Here is an 18,822-nt window from a genome sequence, read left to right as displayed (position 1 = left end):
AGGCTCACAAAAAGGTGGTGTTTTCCTATGTTCAAGGTTTTTCGCCACAGGGTTTACCAGAGTGCGGGGTTTACCCTCACCGAGCTTTTGGTGTCGCTGGTGGTAGCCTCGATCTTTCTGCTGGCCACCGGCATGATCGTCATTGAAACCATGCGGGTGGATCGGGAAGAGACAGGGCGCACTCAGGTGCAGGCAGAGCTGACCCAGGCCATGCAGTATATCCAGCAGGATCTGGCGGAGGCGCTTTACATCTACAACGATGCGGAACAGCCCAACGGAGACGGAACGCCAGATCTCATCCAAAGGCTTTACACCCCCGGCTGGATTCGCCGCCCCGATGGAGCCATTCCAGTGGTCGCCTTTTGGAAGCTGAATCCGATCCCACGCGATTGCTATCAAGGCCCTCCGACCTTGCAACAAATTCGAGAAGGCCGAGTAACTTTGAAGGAGAGACCTACGGGTATTTCCGAAGCTGACTGGGACAACATCCGCAACCGCCGCAACATCTATAGCTTGGTTGTGTACTACTTGCAACGTAACTACAACAACGCCGGTAACCCAGACGGCAACACCCCTTGGGAGGGCAACGCGCGCATTGCTAGGTTTGAGTTGCAACCTTTTAATGATACATGCATTGAGCGCAGCCCATTCTTCAGGGTTGATCCCGATCCATATCGGCAAGGCTTCCTTGACTGGCCCGCTGAGAAGGATCTTCAAGATCTCGAGCGGAGGGGGACACCCCAGGAACCCATTGCCGCGGCAGGCAATCGAGGCCCTCGTCTTGTAACTCTGGTCTCCAACATCTTCAGCAGCCGACAGGGAAGTCCGCAGGTTGCGCCGAATTGCCCACAGGGCTATGCCTTTGGAGGGGGTAGGCCCAATGGAGTCACTTTCTCAGGCCTAGAGGTCAATCAAAACGACGTGGGCTTCCATGTTTGCGTCCGGCGCAGCGCCGCCGCCAGCCTTCCCCAAGATGTGATTGTTACCATCACGGCAACTGCCATGGAGCGATCCAATCCCGGCCTGTTCCGGCGCTACATCCAAGATGCCACCAGCGTTGATGCGGAGCAGGTGTCGCGGTATCTGACGACAATGCAAACTCAGGTGTTGGCCCGTGGTGTGTTTAATCGTCAAGCCTAGTCAAGCCTATGTGACTTGCCCCGAGGGAGGATTCCTACCTATGTTGGCCTCGATGAGCAGATTCAGACGGACTGCACCTGCCCAGACGAAGGGCTTTACCCTAGTAGAAGTCTTGGCAGTCATCGTCATCATCGGCATCATGGCTGTGCTGGCGGTTCCTTCTGGGATCAACATCTGGGCGCGGATCCAGCTAGACGATGCGCAAAACAAGGTGGAGCGGGCCTTACGCACTGCTCGCACCAATGCCAGGGCTTCTCTCTTGGGCCGAGCTTGGGTGGTTGGGGTGGACAATTCGGAGCCGAATGTACCGACTCTGGTTATTCAAGATGAGCAGGGCCTTTGCGATGAACCCACCCCCTGTCAGCGGGTGCGCCTGAATAATTTTGTAACCGTCAACAGTATCTTCCCTGATGAAGTGACATCCACTTTAATTGCCATACCAGAGCGGTCAGTGGAGGTTATAGAGAACGCCCCCACCTTCGCCAACGGAAGGGCGGTTTTTGAATCCGATGGCCGAGCCCGTCAACTGGGTCGCTTTGTAGTCAGCAGCACCTACTCTCAGGGAGAAAACCGCTGCGTGGTGGTAAGCACCTTAATCGGTACCATTCGCAAGGACAACAACCCTGAGTGTGGCAGCGTGGTAGAGGGAGAATAGTTGGGGTAGGATGGTCGGACTGCCGCCCTCACCCCCGGCCCCTCTCCCAAAGGGAGAGGAGGGTTTGGGGGGCTGGTAATGCTGTAGGTTCCTTCTATGCTCACGGCTTCCCCACCGCTTGTTTTTCCCTGGCAAACTCGTCAGCCGGCTCTCTTGGTGCTGGCGGATGGCACTGCTTTCTCCGGCTGGTCTTTTGGGGCGCCGGGCACGGCGGTGGGCGAGGTGGTGTTCAACACAGGCATGACCGGCTACCAGGAGGTGATCACCGACCCTAGCTACCGGGGGCAGATCATTACTTTCACCTGCCCTGAGCTGGGAAATACCGGAGTGAATGAGCTGGACGAAGAATCGGCTCGGCCCCAAGTCGCGGGGGTGATTGCCCGCAATGTATCTCGCCTGGCCAGCTCCTGGCGGGCTACATCCACCCTCCCCGAATACCTGCAACGATATGGGATCCCGGCCATTGCTGGGGTAGATACGCGGGCTTTGGCACGGCGGCTGCGCTCTCAGGGGGTGATGAACGGGGCCCTTTCCACGGAGACTTTGGATCCCCAGGTTTTGTTGGAGCGGGTGCGCCAGGCTCCTTCCATGCAGGGGTTGAGCTTGGTGGCGGAAGTTACTACTCCCCAACCCTACGAGTGGCTGGAGCCTACGCCTGCCGATTGGGACTATGGCCGCAGCCAAGGGATCCCGATCCCGGAGCCGCCCCTGCGGGTGGTGGCCCTGGATTTTGGCATCAAACGCAACATCTTGCGCCGCCTTACCCGCTACGGCTGTCGCGTCATGGTGTTGCCGGCCAATGCCAGCCCGGAGCAGATTTTGAGTTACAACCCCGATGGGATCTTCCTCTCCAATGGGCCAGGGGATCCCGCCGCTGAGACGACTGCCATCCGCACCACGCAAGCGCTGCTGCAAACTGGGAAGCCCCTATTTGGGATCTGCCTGGGCCATCAGATTCTCAGTTTGGCCCTAGGGGGATCCACCTACAAGCTCAAGTTTGGCCACCGCGGCCTCAACCACCCTTGCGGGTTGGAGAAGCAAGTGGAGATCACCAGCCAGAACCACGGATTTGCGGTGGATGCCGCTTCGATCCCTGCCGATGAGGTCACGATCAGCTACCTCAACTTGAATGACCACACCGTAGCCGGGATCCGCCACCGTCACCTGCCCCTGTTTTCTGTGCAGTATCACCCGGAGGCCAGCCCCGGCCCCCACGACGCCGATCACCTCTTCCGCGAGTTCGTGGAGCTGATGCTGCAGCACCGCTCCCGTTAGCCTCACCCCCGGCTTTTTTCCCTCAGGGCCAGGGCGGCGCGGGCTTCTTCTCGGTCGTCGAAGTGAATCTTCTCGGTGCCCAGGATCTGGTAGTCCTCATGGCCTTTGCCGGCAATGACCACCGTATCCCCTGGCTGGGCTGCGAGGATGGCCAGGCGAATGGCCTGCCGCCGATCCACCTCCACCGCCCTGGGGGATCCAGGGATCCCGGCCAAAATATCCCGTAGGATCTGCTGGGGATCTTCGGTGCGGGGGTTGTCGGAGGTAACGATCACCTGATCGGCCCAGGTGGCGGCAATGCGGCCCATCTGCGGTCGTTTGCCCCGATCCCGATCCCCGCCACAGCCAAAGACGCAGATAAGTTGCCCTTGCACCTGGGATCGCAGGGCCTTGAGCAGGTTTTCCAGGCCGTCGGGGGTGTGGGCGTAGTCCACAACTACCGCGATATCCTGCCCCGGCAGGGTCACCCGCTCCATCCGCCCCGGTACGCCCGGAAAGTGGGGCAGGGCCGACTGGATGATCTCGACAGGGATCCCCAAGTGCAGGGCTACCCCCACCGCCGCCAGCAGGTTGGCCAGGTTGAAGGATCCCACCAGGGGGGCCTCCACGGCAAACGTGCCCGCAGGGGTGTGCAGGGTCGCGCTCAGGCCGGTGGGGCGCAGTTGAACTTGGCCGGGCCAGAGGCCGGGGATCCCCTGCAGGGGCTGCAGAGAATAGGCCCAGGGATCCAAAGAGGGTTGGATGGCCTGCAAAAGCCGCCGTCCCCCGGCATCGTCGGCGTTGATCACCGCCCGCCCTTGGAGATATTCCTGTCGGAAGAGGGTGGCTTTGGCCTGCCAGTAGTTCTCCATGCTGCCGTGGAAATCCAGGTGATCCTGGGTAAGGTTGGTCCAGACGGCAGCGGCAAAGGAACATCCCCACACCCGATCTTGAGCCAATGCGTGAGAGCTCACTTCCATCACGGCCACCTCTGCCCCGACTTGGTGGGCCTGCCGCAGGCTGCGCTGCAGTTCAGGCGGAAAAAGGGTGGTGTGGGGAGCAACTTCGCTGTGGCCCGGCCAGCGGTTGTACAGAGTGCCCAGCAAAGCGGTGGAGCGACCGGCAGCCTGCACCAAATGTTCAATGAGATGGGTGGTGGTGGTTTTGCCATTGGTGCCCGTCACCCCCACCAAGGTCAGTTGGCGGGCGGGAAACCCATAGAAAGCTGCCGCCACCTGGGCCACGGCCCTGTTCAGGCTGGCGCGAGGCAAAACCAGGACGGGCTGACTTCCCCATCCAGCCTCTCCGCTGACGCTCTCCCACGCCTCTTGGGAAATGAGGGCCGCCACTGCCCCTGCCGCCAGGGCTTGGGCCACGAAGCTACCTCCATCCACGCGGGATCCCGGCATCCCCAAGAAGAGATCCCCCGGCTGTACCTGGCGAGAGTCGGCACAGAGGCCCCAGACCTGCACCCCCTCCAGGGATCCCTGGGCCAATTGAGGCTGGATCCCGGCTTGGCTGAGCAATTTGGACAAAGTGATCCCAGCAGTTTCCATCGTTGCCACTCCCCACAGCTTTGCCGGTTAGGGTAGCGGCCAGGGATTGCCGCCGTCAAATTAGGCCAGGGCTTCCTCCAGCTTTTGCTTGGCCCACAGAGAAGCGTAGAGGCCCTTCTCGTCCGCCAGCAATTCGGCATGGGATCCCTTCTGCACAAGGCGGCCCTGGTCCATCACCCAAATCTGATCGGCTTCCACCGCAGCCGTAAGGCGATGGGTGATGAGAATCACCGTTTTCTGGGCCGTGACCCGACGCAGATGGCGAAGAATGGCCTGAGCCGTCTGATTGTCCACGCTGGAGAGAGAGTCATCCAGGATCAAGATGGGAGCATCCACCAGTAAAGCCCGAGCCAAGGCCACCCGCTGTCGCTGGCCACCGGAGAGGGTGATGCCCCGCTCTCCCACCAGAGTGTCGTAGCCGTTGGGGAAGTTGAGGATCTCGGCGTGGATGTGGGCGGCTTTGGCAGCCCATTCCACCTCCCAATCTTCGGCATCTGGCTTGCCGTAGCGAATGTTATCCCGAACCGTGGCGCTGAACAGGAAGCTCTCCTGGGGCACATAGGCAATGGCCCGCCGCAGGGATCCCAGTTGAATCTGGGTGATATCCTGCCCATCCAAAAACAGTTGCCCCGGCTGGATCTCCAGCAGCCGAGGCAAGGCATTGGCCAGGGTGGACTTGCCCGCCCCAATCGGCCCCACCACCGCCACCATCTGGCCCGGTTCTATGCAAAAGTGCAAATCCTCTAGAGCCGGAGCTGCCGCAGGGCCGGCGAAGGCAAACGCGAGACCTCTGGCCTCGAGGCGACCCTGCACCCTCTCCAGAGGCAACGGCAAAGCGCCTGGGGCGTCTCGGATGGTGGGTTCTACCCCCAACAGAGCATCGATCCGCTCCAAGCTGACCTGCCCCCGCTGGTAGGCCGTGATGGTGAAGCCCAGCAGGGCGGTGGGAAATACCAACCGTTCCACATAGAGGGTGAGGGCCGAAAAATCCCCGATGGTCAGCGTCCCGGCTGCAATTTGCGGCCCCCCCACCGCCAGCAGCAGCAACAAGCTTAGGCTGACCAGCGCCACCAAAGAAGGGAAAAGCAAGTTGCGGGTGAGGGCCAAGCGCAAATTGGCCTGCAGCAGCCGCTGGTTCTGGCGGCGAAACTCCCGCTGCTCGTGCTGTTCCTGTCTGTACACCTTGATCAGGGCAATGCCGTTCAGGTCCTCTTGAATGAGATCGCTCAGATCCGCCAACTCCTGCTGCACCTGGAGCTGCTCCTGCTGCAGGCGGTTGCTGCTCAACTTCACCAGCACCAACATCACCGGAAACACCGACAGCGCCAAGGTGCTCAGACGGGGCTCGATGCCAAACATGGCGGGCAAGGTGGTGGCATAGGCAAAGATCGTGTTGGCCAAATTGAGTAGGGCAAAGCCCAACAGGCGGCGGATGTTTTCCACATCGCTGGTGATGCGGGTGAGAATGTCCCCAATGGTCTGCTGGGCAAAGTAGGAAGGCTGCAGGGTGAGCAAATGCTCGAAGATGGCTTGCTTGAGGTGAAACTCCACCTGCCGTCCCACCCCAAACATCCACACCCGCGAGGCAATGCGAATGCCCATCATCAGGCTGGAGACGACCAGCACCGTCAAGGCGTAAAGGGCAATGCGCCGGGCCGACAAAGTGGCCAGGTTCTGGCTGAGGTCATCGATGACCAGCTTGACGTACCAGGGCAGGAACACCCCCAGGCCATTGACCAGGAGCAGGGATCCAATGCCCAACCCCACCTGTCGTCGATAGGGGCGCAGATAATGGGCCAATTGTCGGAGATGGGATCCGGTCACTCACTTGCTCCCTGCATCCTCTTCCACTCTAGCGTTCAGCCGGATCCCCCCGGTAGGGATCAGGCCAGAACCTGAGCCGGGGCTTGCTGGGCCAGTTGCGCCGTTTCCCGCCGTGCCCAGGCATCTGCCTGCAAAATGTCCTCCAGGCTGGGATCGGCAATGACTTGATGCCGCTCACAAACCCGCTCCAAGAGACGGGGAATATCCAAAAAACGGATGCGCTCCTGCAAGAACAGGGCCACCGCCGCTTCGTTGGCCGCATTCAACACTGCCGGCAGCGTTCCCCCCCTCCGCCCGGCGGCATAGGCCAACTCCATGCAGGGGTACTTGCGGTGATCCGGAGCCTTAAAGGTGAGGGATCCCAGCTTGACCAAATCGAGGGGATCCCAGGGGGTGGCCAGGCGTTCCGGCCAACTGAGGCCGTAGAGGATGGGCAGGTGCATGTCCGGCCAGCCCAACTGGGCCAGAACCGAGGTATCGGCCAGCTCGATCAGGGAGTGGACAATGCTCTGCGGGTGGATGAGGATGTCGATGTGGTCGTAGTCCAGGCCGAAGAGCCAGTGGGCCTCGATCACCTCCAGGCCCTTGTTCATCAGGGTGGCCGAGTCGATGGTGATTTTGCGCCCCATCACCCAATTGGGATGCTTGAGGGCATCGGCCAGGGTGACCTGATCCAATTTTTCGGCAGGCCAATCCCGAAAGGCGCCACCCGAGGCAGTCAACAGGATTCTTCGCAGGGATCCCGCCGGCACCCCCTGTAAACATTGGAAAATGGCCGAATGCTCAGAGTCGACGGGGATCAGGTTCACCCCGTACTGCCGCACCAAGGGCAGCACCACCGGCCCCCCTGCCACCAGGGTTTCTTTGTTGGCCAGGGCAATGTCTTTGCCGGCACGGATGGCCGCCAGGGTTGGCAATAAACCGGCGCAGCCGACGATCCCCGTCACCACCCGCTGGGCCGCCGGGTGAGCCGCCACCTGACACAGCCCCTCCGTTCCGGCCACCAACTCCGGCAGCGGTCGGATCCCGGTCAGCAGCGACCGCAGCTCCGGCAGCAGTTCTTCCCGGCCAATGGCAACCATCTGGGGCCGAAACCGCCGCACCTGCTCGGCCAAGAGGGCGACGTTGCTGTAGCTGGTCAGGCCAACAACCTGAAAACGCTCTGGATACTGGGCCACCAAGTCCAGAGTTTGGGTGCCAATCGAGCCGGTGGAGCCGAGCAAGGTGATGGCTTGCATAAAGGATCCCTTTACCCCTGAAAGAGCGTGACATCCTCCCAACGCAGACTTCCCCTCGCGCAGCGTGCCCAAAGGCTCCGTCCCGCTATTGCGAACGGCCCCACCTCGCGTTCGGGGATCCCTGCCTCACGCCCCTTCATCTTATTCCTATCTGGCTCTCAACTGGAATCTGTGGGCTCCCTCCGATCCCCGACAGCGGGATCCTATGCGGCTGTGGGGTCCGCGATGCCCCCCTTCCCCAGATTTTGGTTTCAAACCTTTCCCGACTGAGAACGCAGCCACTGGCTGAGCAGCGCCTCGATCAGCTCCGAAAGATCTTGATCCGATTCCAACAGGATGCGCTTCACGGCTCGGTGAGTCTCTTTGGGGATTTGACATACTCCCCTGCCTAAAGACAGGGGATTCTGGTTCCTGGTTCTGCGACAGCACTTACCGTATTGGGTTGCCCCTCCACGACAGCGGTGCTCATCGCGGCAGCGGGCCGTAGGCCTTAGGGCGGGGCTTTAGACCCAGTTTTTTGGTAACTGTTCCGGGGTGGGACGGGCAGGGGTGTCGATCACCGTGTGCTGAAAGCCTGTGGGCGTGGGAGTGGTGGGATCCCCGGCCAATACCTTGATAGGAAAGGATGATCCCCGTTCTGCCCAGCGAGAGGCCGAGCGATTGGGATCGGCGTCGATCAACAGGGCCATCCCCGACCCACCCAAAGGGGCTGCCCCTTGTTTTTGCTGAAGGTAGAGGGCCAAATGCACCGCTGTAGTGGTTTTGCCCACGCCCCCTTTGAACCCCAAGACCGCGATATTCATCTGCCACACACCCTCCCACCCTGGTTTTACTGCCCAGGTGCACGGGCGGCAAGAGGCAAAAGTGGGCATTGGGGTCTTGGGGCAACTCGGGAGAGCCGGCCGCGGGGGGAAGCGTTCCCGGTTGCGCAATCCTTAGGCTTCGCCGGTAGGATATCCTTGGCTAGCACAACCGGCTGGCTTTGGAGAATCTGACCATGCCTCATCTCTCGCGATCCCATTCCCCCCTTGGCTTGGCTCGCTCTTGGTCTATTCCGCTGGGGTTGAGTCTGGCCTTGAGTGTGAGCGCCTGTGGCGGTGGCGGTTCCAGTCGCCTGCTTCCCCCAGTCTCGGCCCCTCCCACAGGACGAATTGAGGGATCCCATTTCGACGATCTCAACGGCGATGGGCTGCGGGATCCGGGGGAGCCGGGGCTGCCGGGCATCGCCACGTTTTTGGACTTAAACGGCAATGGCCGCCTCGACCCGGGGGAGCCCAGCACCGTCAGCGATGCCAGCGGTAACTTTCGCTTCTCCAACTTGCCCCCTGGCACCTACCGCGTCACTGCCCTTTTGCCCCCGGGGCGAGTGTTCACCACGCCGCGCTCAGGCTTGGGGCTGGAGCGGATTGTGGGCGGCAGTCCTGCTCCCGAAGGGGCCTTTCCCTGGATGGTGGCTTTGCTGAGGGCGGCTGAGCCGGATCCTTTTCAAGCGCAGTTTTGCGGCGGATCCCTGATCGCGCCGGAGTGGGTAGTTACCGCTGCCCATTGTTTTTTCGACGAACAAGGCAACCAGGTAGTGAGTGCCCAAAATCTGGATCTGCTGTTGGGTACCACCGTCTTGCAAATCGGTGCCGGCCAGCGAATTCAGGCTGCGCAAATTGTTATCCACCCCAACTACGACCCCCGACGAGGGACAGAGGGGGGGAATGACATTGCCCTGGTGCGCCTCTCTCGGCCAGTGGCCCTGCCTACCCTGCCGCTGGTGCAGCCCAACCAAACCAACCTGACAGCCCCTGGTACTCTCGCCACCATCCTCGGCTGGGGAGCCACCTTCCCCAGCGCCCTGGATCAAGAACCCAGCGGCTTTCCCAGGGCTCTACAGCAGGCCGAAGTTCCCCTCGTCAGCAACGAGGTGTGCAACGCGCCCCAATCCTACGATGGCACCATTTTAGATACCATGCTCTGCGCCGGCTTTCCTCAGGGGGGAGTCGATGCGTGTCAGGCCGATAGCGGCGGCCCTTTGCTGGTGCCCAGCGGCAGGGGTTTTGCCCTGGCCGGGATCACCAGTTTTGGCAGAGGCTGCGCCCAGCCCAATTTCTATGGGGTGTATACGCGGGTGTCTAGCTTCGCCGGTTTTGTGCAATCGGTAATCGGCAGTGCCCCCAGCCCAACTCCAGCACCACCCTCCCCTCCACCCCCCACCGGGACAACTGCTTCATTCGTTGTCGATTTGAGGGAAGGTGAGGTGGTTGCGGGGCTCAACTTTGGCAGCCGGGCGCAGTGAACACGAACTGTGGCAGCAAGCAGTGGTGTGGCGATCGTTTAGCTAGGCCGCCGTTCGCGCTAGCGGGACGGAGTCCTTGAAGCCCCGCCCTCTGTCCGTAGGACGAGGGTCGGAATGAAAGGCGGACATCCCCTGTTCTATAATCAACCTGGCTGTGCAAAACGGCATTGCCGGAATCTGGTACAGCTACGCGGTGGGGCATCCCGTGTCTGCTCGTGGAGGGTTCTTGCACTAGCTCCCCATTCGCGTCAGCGGTGCGTAGCACTTTGAAGCGAGAAGCCCGCTCCGTACCGCCAGCAGTCGGAGTCGGGAGTATGTCACGATAGGGATCCCTGTTGTAACCAAACCCATTTGATTGACGGAGGAGATGTCTTTCCTATGACCCAAGTGACGATTGGCGAAAACGAAGGGATCGAATCGGCGCTGCGCCGCTTCAAGCGCCAGGTTTCTAAGGCGGGCATTTTGCGGGATTTGCGCAACCATCGGCACTTTGAAACCAACCTAGAAAAGCGCAAGCGCAAAGCGGTGGCCGTCCGGCGCAACCGCCGCAAGTCCATGGCCTAGGCTACTGCCGACACTCGGAAATCTGAACCCCTCTGAACAGGGCTTGTGGCCTTGCCTGAGGTTCTGACGTTAGTTTCTCGGAATCTGGGTTGGGCCAGCCTGCAGGGATCCGCTCAACACGTTAATTTCCAGCATCAGTTCTTCGCCAACATAGCTCTCGGGCAAAGGAGCAAAGGGGGCTGAGCGCTGGATGGCACTGAGCACGGCTGCATCCAACAGGGGATCTTCTGAGGGGGTTTGCAGGCGCAGTTCCCGCAGGGATCCCTGTCGATCCAGACGCACCTGCACCACCGTTACGTAGGATCCGGATGCCCGCCGTACCATCCAGTGTTGGCGAACCCTTTCTTGAAATTGAGCCAAGTAGTCTCCCCAATCCGGATCGGCGGTGGCATTTAGGCTGGGTGGGCCTGCCTGAGAGGACTCGATCCCACTGGTGCGACCAAGGCTGGAGCTGTGGGATCCGGTCGGAAAAGTCGGGGGCAAGGTGGGAGAAGGCTCTTCCAACGGGGCTGCGATCGGCTCTGGAGAGGGCAAAGTTGGATGCGGATCCGCTGGAGCCGACAGGTAGGGTTGTGGCAAAACCTCAGGAGAACTTGCTGCTCTTTCGGGTTGAGGCTTGAGGGATTGAGCAGGAGAGATCTGAGCCGATTTGGTCTCCACTGCTGCTGCCGAGGAGGTAGCCAGTAGGCTTTGCAGATGCTGACGATAGTCCTGCAGTTGCTGGCGCTGTGGAGAGGACAGAGGCCACTGATCCAGCCATTCTTCCGTCAGATGTAGTGCCTCCGCCCAATTGTGATCGGCAACTGCCTGCTCCAGAGCTGCTAAACCCGCTGACAGATTTTCTAACCTGGCCTCTGGCTGCTGCTGAGGAGGGGCAGAGTTCCGAGCGGGCTGGGGCACCTCAAGCTCCCTTGTCGGCGGAGAAAGGATCTCAGGGACAGGACTCCCTGCGGCTGAGGCGAGCAGAGGCTGTGCCGTTGCAGAAGTGACCTCTACCCATTCACCTGGATTGGCCACTTGCGACTGCCGCACCGATACGTGATCCCGAGGTTCAGAGACACCGGACTCACGGGCGGAGACGGGCGCAATCCACTGCGGCTCCAGGGGCGGCTCATCCGCCATCTCCACCCACTGAAAGGAGATTATCTCCTCCTCCGGGATCCCAGGCCGCCAACCCACCCAGCTCATCGCCATGAAATGCAACGCGATGAAATGCAACCCTGCCGAGAGCACGTTGGCCAGCCCCAGGCGCCAAGGTAAGGAGCGGCGTTCCTGCTGTCGTTCTTGTTGAGAACGGCTGAGGCGGGGCTCTGGATCCACCTCTCCGTCTGTCAAGCAATTTGCCTGGCTCTCAGCAGCCGGTTCTGGTTTGGGGGAGGTGGACTCTGCAGTAGGTTGGGCCGGGATCCCTGTGTTACGGAGATCTCGGTTGGGGTTCAATTCGTTTTGCACCTTTCCACCTCTCCCCACAGCCACATGCCAACAGAAGCCCACTGACACTTCTCTACTTCCCTCAATCAATAGCCCATCTCTGGACAGAGGGGGAGTTGTCGATGTCCAAACGCGACCGCTGTGGCCAGGGCAAAGCTGTGTTGGCTTATACGGACTTCTGCCATTTCAACGCCTATCTTTTTCACGGGGGGCGGTGCTTTGAGCCACCTAGGCTCACGAAAAGCTGGCTCATGATCCTTCGAACAAGACTTGTGGAGCGGGTTTATGCTTGTTACTCAGCAACCTGTCCTGAGGCGGTTTTGGTACCCTGTGATCCCAGTATCAGCTCTGGAAGCCGGCCCACAAGCTTTCATGCTGCTGAAGACCCCTTTGGTGCTTTGGCTCAATGAGTTGGGGCAGCCCTGCGCCGTTTTGGATCGCTGTTGCCATCGCTCCGCTCAACTCTCCAAGGGGGTTGTTTGCAATGGCCACATCCGCTGTCCCTATCACGGCTGGGAGTTTGACGGCTCCGGCACCTGTGTGAAGGTGCCCCAACTTACAGACAACTTCATCCCCCCTACCTACAAGGTGGAGGGGTTTCGCTGCCAAGAGCGCTACGGCTATGTTTGGGTGGCATTGGCGGATCCCTTGACCGATATTCCCGAGATCTCAGAGGTGGCGGATCCCCGGTTTCGCCAAATTCATCAGTTCTATGAGGTCTGGAAATGCGCCGGCCTGCGCCTGATGGAAAACTCCTTTGACAATGCCCATCCCCACTTCGTCCATCAGCAGAGCTTTGGGGTGATCTCCGAGCCTGTACCCCCCGATCTGGACAGCCTTGAAGAGCTGGAGTACGGCCTTCGGGCCACCTCTGTTTTGCCGGTGTTCAACAGCGACCTGCAGAAGCAAAACTTGCGGATGTCAGAGGATCGCACAGTGCGTATCCTGGAGGGCACCTGGTTTATGCCTTTTGGTCGCAAGCTCAAAATCACCTACCCCAACGGCCTCATCCACATCATTTTCACAGCGGCTACCCCCATCGACGACCAAACCTCGCAGGTGGTGCAATTCTGTTTGCGCAACGATTCAGAAGCAGAGGTGAGTGGTAAACTACCCGACTCCGACCGCTAAAGCGGTACGGAGCGGGCTTTCAGTAGCCCTGAGCCTGCTCTGCTCTACCAGAGAACAAAACAGGCCCGAACCTCTAGGCTGGTTTACGACAGCCCCCAAAAGCGCAATCACATTCGCACCATTCAAATCCGCATCCCCTTCCCATCCACAGTGCTCACATTTGAACGACTTGCCACTGCGGTAGGACTGCGCAGGGTCGGGATGGATGTGCAAACACCGGTGGCAGGTCTGCGACGTGTAGGCAGGCGGCACAAGAACCAGAGGAACCCCCGCAATTCTCGCCTTGTATTCCAGAAATTGACGTAGTTGGTAGAACGCCCAACTGTTGGCCCTCCTACGCTCCGTTTTACCGCGTGGCTGTTGATTGACCCTTTCCCGGATCCCTGTCAGGTCTTCCAGAGCAAGAGCGCTGTTGGTAGCTTTTGCCCTAGAGACAATAGCTTTGGAGATGCGATGATTGACCCACGCCTGAAAGCGCCTCTCCTTGCCAGACAGCCGTTGCAGCAGTTGACGGCATCTGCGCCGCGAACTGCGGGTGCCCTTACTGGCTTTGCGTTGGAGTACCGCCCTCAGCTTGGAGTAGTGGTCTCGGATTCGGTTCAACTGCTGTCCATTCCAGTTGTCCCCCTCTGACGTATGAGCAATATCCGTCCTTCCCAAATCCACCCCGATCACCCTGTCGGTATCTTGTTGCTTGGGTGTTTTTTCCTCTACGCAAATCTGGATGTAGTAGGAGCCGTCTTTACGCTCGACTAGCGTGGCGGCTTTTGGGTTGGAGCCAGCCAGCATTCCCCTCTGGTAGTTACCAATGGCCAGTCCAAAGCGCTCTCGCCCTTCCACCGTGGTCAGCGACACCGTCCAGTCTCTCTCACGAAATGAGAAGATGCGTGCGTCGTAGGTAACGAACCTACGCTTGAACTCTTTAACCGGACGGTTGCGCTGTCTCGCCACTTTGCGGGCGCCTGCCACCCGCCTGCAGACCTGCTGGGCCAAGTTGCTAGACAAGCCGAATCGGGCGCGAATCTCGTAGTAGCAAAAGGATTGCAGTTTGACCGCATTGACGATCTTCTCCGGCGTGTTCTGGTTGACCCAGTTCAGTGCCTGCACAAAGGCATCCATCGTCGCGTCCAATTTAGCGGCTTGCGACTGGGACACCTTGAGCTTGCAGGAGATGGTCAGGATTTGGCTCATAAGTTCATTGTACTTCATCAAAGGGCATTCCTCCCGGCACTGACCCTACGGGTACAGTGCGGGGCTCCTGCGCTAGTAAGCTGATCGGCTCTCCAATAGACTCAATCCCAGCGTCAAAACCGGGCAAAGTCAACTGCCATCTACCGTGTGGGATCCCATGTCCATCCTGGCAAAATCCAGAAGATGACTGTAGGTGAGGATGTAAGGGATCCCTTTGAAGGATTTGACTTAACTTGTGTTCGATGGGTAATCGATGGGTATCAGCTCATCTCAATTCACAAAAATAGCCCCTGTCGCTTGCAGATCGAGGCAGTGGTCGCCGGAGACATCGTTGACCAGCCGCACCTCTACGGTGATCACGTTGAAAGAATCCACGCTCACCTGGTAGCCCACAGGAGCCAACATCGGCGTGTTGATGGCCATGCAATTGGGGATCAGCAGGTTGCTCAGGCGCAACGTTTCGCCGGCAGGCAGTTCCGAGACCTTCTGACGGGGATCGGTAAAGCCGTATTCCAAAGGCAGACCTGTGCGATTGCGGATCACCAGCTCGGCAGGTAGGTTGGGGTTAAAGCGGGCCACTGGGCGATCAAAAACCAATTGATCGACACCCACCGGTAAGCGCGGCAACGGCACTGTCTGAAAGGTAGGCTGAGCGGCAACCCAGAGGGATCCCTGCAACAACCCTCCGCCAACCCAGCCGCCCAGCAGAGTCGCCAACGTCAAAACCATTCTTTTGCTCCGTTCTGCATAGCTCATGGCTTTCGCCTCAGGATGTGCTTCCAGACTGGTGGGAGTTGGATCCCTTGCCTGCTTGTATTGTTCCCAAAAACGGCTGGCCGGGCCAGATGGCTGCTGTTTTTTCCAGGGTATGCCCCAACCAGCTAAGATCCCGTGGGGGGGAAGTTAAGTTAGAGTTGGCAATGCAAAGGGAGGCATGGCCATGCCAGCAGAACCGAAAAAGTCGGAGAAAAACTTCTCGTGGAAGGGCAGTGCCGACGCGGGCCGGGCGCTGACGATTTTGGCTGCCGTGGGAGCCGCGGTGATTTTACTGGCGGGGTTCCTACAGTAGGCAAACAGTAGGCAAAGCTGTTTGTGTCTGCAGCCGGCACAAGCACCTCAGCACGGCGGCGGAAGCCAAAGTTTCTTCTTCAAGGCGATTTCAAGGCGATGGTGGCAGCCTGCTCGACTTCCAACTTGCCTTCAAGGATCATCCCCGCCATGGTTGAAGATGTCCTCAAGGCAAAGGTGTTGTCTGCGGGGCAGGAAGCCGCCCTCGACTGCGTTCTCCGCCATGGCTGCCCTACAGAAAGAAGCAGATCCGGATGCTTTGGAAGTCCTGCTGATTGGTTGATGCGAGGTTCGCTACGCCTGTCCGGGTCACGCCGCTGGGCAGCAGGCTCAACAGGGAAAAAAGCCCAGCAGAGAAGGGATCCCTGCTGAGCCCCTTGAAAGCGCCGAGGAAGGGGTAAAGTGCCCTCAGCCCAGCAGCCGGCGGGCAGTGTTGACCACGTTTTCCACCGTGAAGCCGAACTTCTCCATGCACACCGGGCCGGGGGCAGAGGCGCCAAAGCGGTCGATGCCAATGGCCACCCCCTCAAACCCCAGGTACTTGTGCCAGCCGAAGGTGGAACCTGCCTCGACGGAGACGCGCTTGGTGACGTTGGGGGGCAGAACCGAGTCTCGGTAGCTCTGGGGCTGGGCCTCAAACAGCTCCATGCAGGGCATAGAGACCACCCGCACCGCCCGGCCTTCCTGCTTCAGTTGGGCGGCAGCTTTCACTGCCAGCTCCAGTTCAGAGCCGGTGGCGATCAAGATCAGCTCTGGGTTGGGGGCATCCACCACCACATAGGCCCCTTTGGCTACGCCTTCAATGGAGGTGCCTTCCACCGGGTTGACCGCCTGCCGGGTGAACACCAGCACAGAAGGGGTGGTCTTGGCTTCTAGGGCCACCTGGTAAGATCCCACCGTTTCGCGGGCATCCGCTGGGCGTAGCACATAGAGGTTGGGGATAGCCCGTAGGGAAGCCAGTGTCTCAATGGGCTGGTGGGTGGGGCCATCTTCTCCCAAGGCGACGGAGTCGTGGGTCATGACGTGCAGCACCCGCACTTGCGAGAGGGCCGATAGGCGGATGGCAGGCCGCATGTAGTCTGTGAAGATCAAAAAGGTGGCGTCGTAAGGGATGAGGCCTCCATGAAGCGCCATGCCGTTGGCGATGGCTCCCATGCCGTGTTCCCGCACCCCAAAGCGGAAGTTGCGCCCCTCGTAAGATCCAGCCTGAAACTCTGGGATCCCTTTTAAATAGGTCATGTTGGAGTGGGCGAGATCTGCGGATCCCCCCAGCAGTTCCGGCACGGCCTTGGCCAAGGCATTCAGACAAAACTTGGAGAGGTTACGGGTAGACTCTCTGCCGGTTTCGGCAATGGGGGCCAGCGCTTCTTTCCAGCCCACCGGCAGCTCCCCGGCCATGATGCGCTTGAACTCGGCGGCCTCTTCGGGGTAAGCCTTCTCGTAGGCGGCGAAGCGCTCGTTCCACTCGGCCTCGGCCTTGGCCCCTTTTTCGATGGCCTGGCGGAAGTGGGCCAGCACCTCGTCGGGAATGTAAAACTCCGGCTCCAGCGGCCAGCCCAGGTTTTGTTTGGTGAGCTTCACCTCTTCCGGCCCCAGGGGTGCCCCATGGACGCTCTCGCTGCCGGCCTTGTTGGGGGATCCGTAGCCGATGGTGGTCTCGACAATAATCAAGGACGGCTTGTTGGTGACTTCCTTGGCTCTCTGGATGGCCTCGGCGATCCCTTTCAAGTCGTGGTTGCCATCCTCTACTTTTTGCACATGCCAGCCGTAGGCTTCATAGCGTTTGCCCACATCTTCCGTAAAGGCGATTTCCGTTCTGCCGTCGATGGAGATGTGGTTGCTGTCGTAAAGCATGATCAGCTTGCCCAGTTGCAGGTGGCCGGCCAGAGAAGCTGCTTCAGAAGCCACCCCTTCCATGTTGCAGCCATCGCCCAAGATCACGTAAGTGTAGTGATCCACAATGGTGTAACCGGGCTTGTTGAAGCGGGCGGCCAGATGGGCCTCGGCAATCGCCAGCCCAACCGCGTTACCCACCCCTTGCCCCAGCGGGCCGGTGGTGACCTCTACCCCCGGAGTTTCAAAGTTTTCCGGGTGGCCGGGGGTTTTGGATCCCCACTGGCGAAACTGCTTAATGTCCTCCAGGCTTACATCGAAGCCGGTTAGGTGCAGCAGCGCGTACTGCAGCATGCAGCCATGCCCCGCCGAGAGCACAAAGCGATCCCGATCCACCCACTTGGGGTTGCGGGGGTTGAACTTCATGAACTGCTGCCACAACACATAGGCCATGGGTGCTGCTCCCATCGGCAGGCCAGGGTGGCCGGAGTTGGCCTTCTGAACAGCATCCACCGCCAAAAAGCGAATCGTGTTGATGGCAAGTTGTTCCAGAGAGGGAGGAGCAGCAACAACCATGTGGGATCCCTATCGCTCGACATTTGCTTTCCAGTATGCCGCGTTTTGGGTCGTGCTTCCGAGGCGGCAGGGATCAATTGGGCCGGGAAATTGGCTTTGTCCAAATTCCAACGGGGCCAAATGGCAGGCTAAGCTGAGTGATACCGTCGCTGCTGTTTTGTGCTGGAGCACTTCTTTGACCGTTGTTTCTTCTTCTCCTGGCGGCAAACCCTCCTGGCTGCGGGCCAAGGCCCCTCAACGGGTGGGATCCGTCAAACAACTGCTGCGGGACTTGGGCCTAAACACGGTTTGCGAAGAGGCTTCCTGTCCCAACCTGGGGGAGTGTTTTGCCAACGGCACCGCCACCTTTTTGATCATGGGCCCGGCCTGTACCCGCGCCTGCCCCTACTGCGATATCGACTTCACCAAACGCCCTCTGCCCCTGGATGCCACTGAACCCCGGCGGGTGGCGGAAGCAGTGGAACGCTTGGGATTGCGCCATGCGGTGATTACGTCGGTGAATCGGGACGACCTGCCCGATGGGGGAGCCGGCCAGTTTGTGGCCTGCATTGCGGAAATCCGCCGCCGCATGCCCCAGACCACCATCGAGGTCTTGATCCCAGACCTATGTGGTAACTGGCAGGCGCTGCAGCAGATCTTGGCCGCCCGACCGACGGTGCTCAACCACAATACCGAAACGGTGCCCCGCCTCTATCGCCGTGTACGCCCGCAAGGGAACTACGAGCGCTCCCTCAAACTGTTGGAGTTGGCACGGCAATGGGATCCCGGCCTGTACACCAAGTCAGGGGTGATGTTGGGCCTGGGAGAAACTGCCGAGGAGATCTTGCAGGTGATGCGGGATCTGCGCCGGGTGGGTTGTGACATCCTCACGCTCGGCCAATACCTGGCGCCTAGCCCCAAACACCTGCCGGTGGAGCGCTACGTTCCCCCCGAAGAGTTCGACCATTGGCGACGGGTGGGAGAGGAACTGGGCTTTTTGCAGGTGGTGTCCTCCCCTCTCACCCGCAGCTCTTACCATGCCGAGGCTGTGCAAGAGTTGATGCAGCGCTTTCCCAGGAGGAGCTCCTGAGCGCTGGG

General features: G+C 59.9%; 16 protein-coding genes. 8 read left to right on the top strand and 8 right to left on the bottom strand.

Going from position 1 to position 18,822, the window contains the following annotated elements; all coding sequences use genetic code 11:
* Window positions 1–27 precede the first annotated feature (27 nt).
* The 3 genes from ACVWYY_RS07175 (at window position 28) to carA (ending at window position 3,070) form a co-directional block, all read left to right on the top strand.
* Window positions 28–1,140, top strand: coding sequence for a prepilin-type N-terminal cleavage/methylation domain-containing protein (locus ACVWYY_RS07175; protein WP_457440041.1), 1,113 nt, complete (start codon window positions 28–30; stop codon window positions 1,138–1,140).
* 40 nt (window positions 1,141–1,180) lie between these two features.
* Window positions 1,181–1,795: a pilus assembly FimT family protein gene (locus tag ACVWYY_RS07170; protein WP_457440039.1), complete on the top strand. Its 615-nt coding sequence runs from the start codon at window positions 1,181–1,183 to the stop codon at window positions 1,793–1,795.
* Window positions 1,796–1,891: 96 nt separating this feature from the next.
* On the top strand, window positions 1,892–3,070 hold the full coding sequence (gene carA / locus ACVWYY_RS07165) for a glutamine-hydrolyzing carbamoyl-phosphate synthase small subunit (protein ID WP_457440037.1): 1,179 nt from the start codon (window positions 1,892–1,894) through the stop codon (window positions 3,068–3,070).
* A gap of 2 nt (window positions 3,071–3,072) precedes the next feature.
* Here carA and ACVWYY_RS07160 read toward each other — a convergent pair whose 3' ends face one another.
* The 4 genes from ACVWYY_RS07160 to ACVWYY_RS07145 form a co-directional block, all read right to left on the bottom strand.
* Window positions 3,073–4,605, bottom strand: a complete 1,533-nt coding sequence (locus ACVWYY_RS07160; protein ID WP_457440035.1) for a UDP-N-acetylmuramoyl-L-alanyl-D-glutamate--2,6-diaminopimelate ligase — start codon at window positions 4,603–4,605, stop codon at window positions 3,073–3,075.
* 60 nt (window positions 4,606–4,665) lie between these two features.
* The gene (locus ACVWYY_RS07155; RefSeq protein WP_457440033.1) at window positions 4,666–6,429 is read right to left on the bottom strand and encodes an ABC transporter ATP-binding protein; all 1,764 of its coding nucleotides are present in this window, start codon (window positions 6,427–6,429) and stop codon (window positions 4,666–4,668) included.
* 59 nt (window positions 6,430–6,488) lie between these two features.
* Window positions 6,489–7,667, bottom strand: coding sequence for a 1-deoxy-D-xylulose-5-phosphate reductoisomerase (locus tag ACVWYY_RS07150; protein ID WP_414350389.1), 1,179 nt, complete (start codon window positions 7,665–7,667; stop codon window positions 6,489–6,491).
* Window positions 7,668–8,170: 503 nt separating this feature from the next.
* Window positions 8,171–8,470 (bottom strand): nucleotide-binding protein, encoded by a 300-nt coding sequence (locus ACVWYY_RS07145; protein ID WP_414417191.1) that lies wholly within the window; start codon window positions 8,468–8,470, stop codon window positions 8,171–8,173.
* Between the two features lie 194 nt (window positions 8,471–8,664).
* Between ACVWYY_RS07145 and ACVWYY_RS07140 the strand changes: the two genes are divergently transcribed.
* Both ACVWYY_RS07140 and rpsU read left to right on the top strand, forming a co-directional pair.
* Window positions 8,665–9,951 carry a trypsin-like serine protease gene (locus ACVWYY_RS07140; RefSeq protein WP_457440030.1) on the top strand — a complete coding sequence of 429 codons (1,287 nt, stop codon included), beginning with the start codon at window positions 8,665–8,667 and terminating at the stop codon, window positions 9,949–9,951.
* 378 nt (window positions 9,952–10,329) lie between these two features.
* Window positions 10,330–10,515, top strand: coding sequence for a 30S ribosomal protein S21 (rpsU, locus tag ACVWYY_RS07135; protein ID WP_011432857.1), 186 nt, complete (start codon window positions 10,330–10,332; stop codon window positions 10,513–10,515).
* A 69-nt stretch (window positions 10,516–10,584) separates the two neighbouring features.
* Here rpsU and ACVWYY_RS07130 read toward each other — a convergent pair whose 3' ends face one another.
* Window positions 10,585–11,967, bottom strand: a complete 1,383-nt coding sequence (locus ACVWYY_RS07130; RefSeq protein WP_457440028.1) for a TonB family protein — start codon at window positions 11,965–11,967, stop codon at window positions 10,585–10,587.
* Between the two features lie 264 nt (window positions 11,968–12,231).
* On the opposite strand from ACVWYY_RS07130, the gene ACVWYY_RS07125 reads away from it, so the two are divergent.
* Entirely contained in the window at window positions 12,232–13,077 is an 846-nt protein-coding gene (locus tag ACVWYY_RS07125; protein ID WP_457440026.1) for a Rieske 2Fe-2S domain-containing protein, read from the top strand.
* Here the strand turns inward: ACVWYY_RS07125 and ACVWYY_RS07120 are convergent.
* Window positions 13,057–14,268, bottom strand: coding sequence for an RNA-guided endonuclease InsQ/TnpB family protein (locus ACVWYY_RS07120; protein ID WP_457440024.1), 1,212 nt, complete (start codon window positions 14,266–14,268; stop codon window positions 13,057–13,059). The genes ACVWYY_RS07125 and ACVWYY_RS07120 overlap by 21 nt on opposite strands.
* Window positions 14,269–14,538: 270 nt before the next feature.
* Window positions 14,539–15,024 (bottom strand): hypothetical protein, encoded by a 486-nt coding sequence (locus tag ACVWYY_RS07115; protein WP_457440022.1) that lies wholly within the window; start codon window positions 15,022–15,024, stop codon window positions 14,539–14,541.
* 178 nt (window positions 15,025–15,202) lie between these two features.
* On the opposite strand from ACVWYY_RS07115, the gene ACVWYY_RS07110 reads away from it, so the two are divergent.
* Entirely contained in the window at window positions 15,203–15,337 is a 135-nt protein-coding gene (locus ACVWYY_RS07110) for a hypothetical protein (protein ID WP_414351941.1), read from the top strand.
* A gap of 407 nt (window positions 15,338–15,744) precedes the next feature.
* Here the strand turns inward: ACVWYY_RS07110 and tkt are convergent, their stop codons facing one another.
* Entirely contained in the window at window positions 15,745–17,745 is a 2,001-nt protein-coding gene (tkt, locus tag ACVWYY_RS07105; protein ID WP_457440020.1) for a transketolase, read from the bottom strand.
* A gap of 175 nt (window positions 17,746–17,920) precedes the next feature.
* Here tkt and lipA point away from each other — a divergent pair, with 175 nt between their 5' ends.
* Window positions 17,921–18,814, top strand: coding sequence for a lipoyl synthase (lipA, locus tag ACVWYY_RS07100; RefSeq protein ID WP_457440018.1), 894 nt, complete (start codon window positions 17,921–17,923; stop codon window positions 18,812–18,814).
* Window positions 18,815–18,822 lie beyond the last annotated feature (8 nt).

It is taken from the genome of Thermostichus sp. MS-CIW-34, from assembly GCF_054060435.1.
Note: the sequence above shows the minus strand (reverse complement) of the source record. Positions and strands in the feature narration are given on the sequence as shown.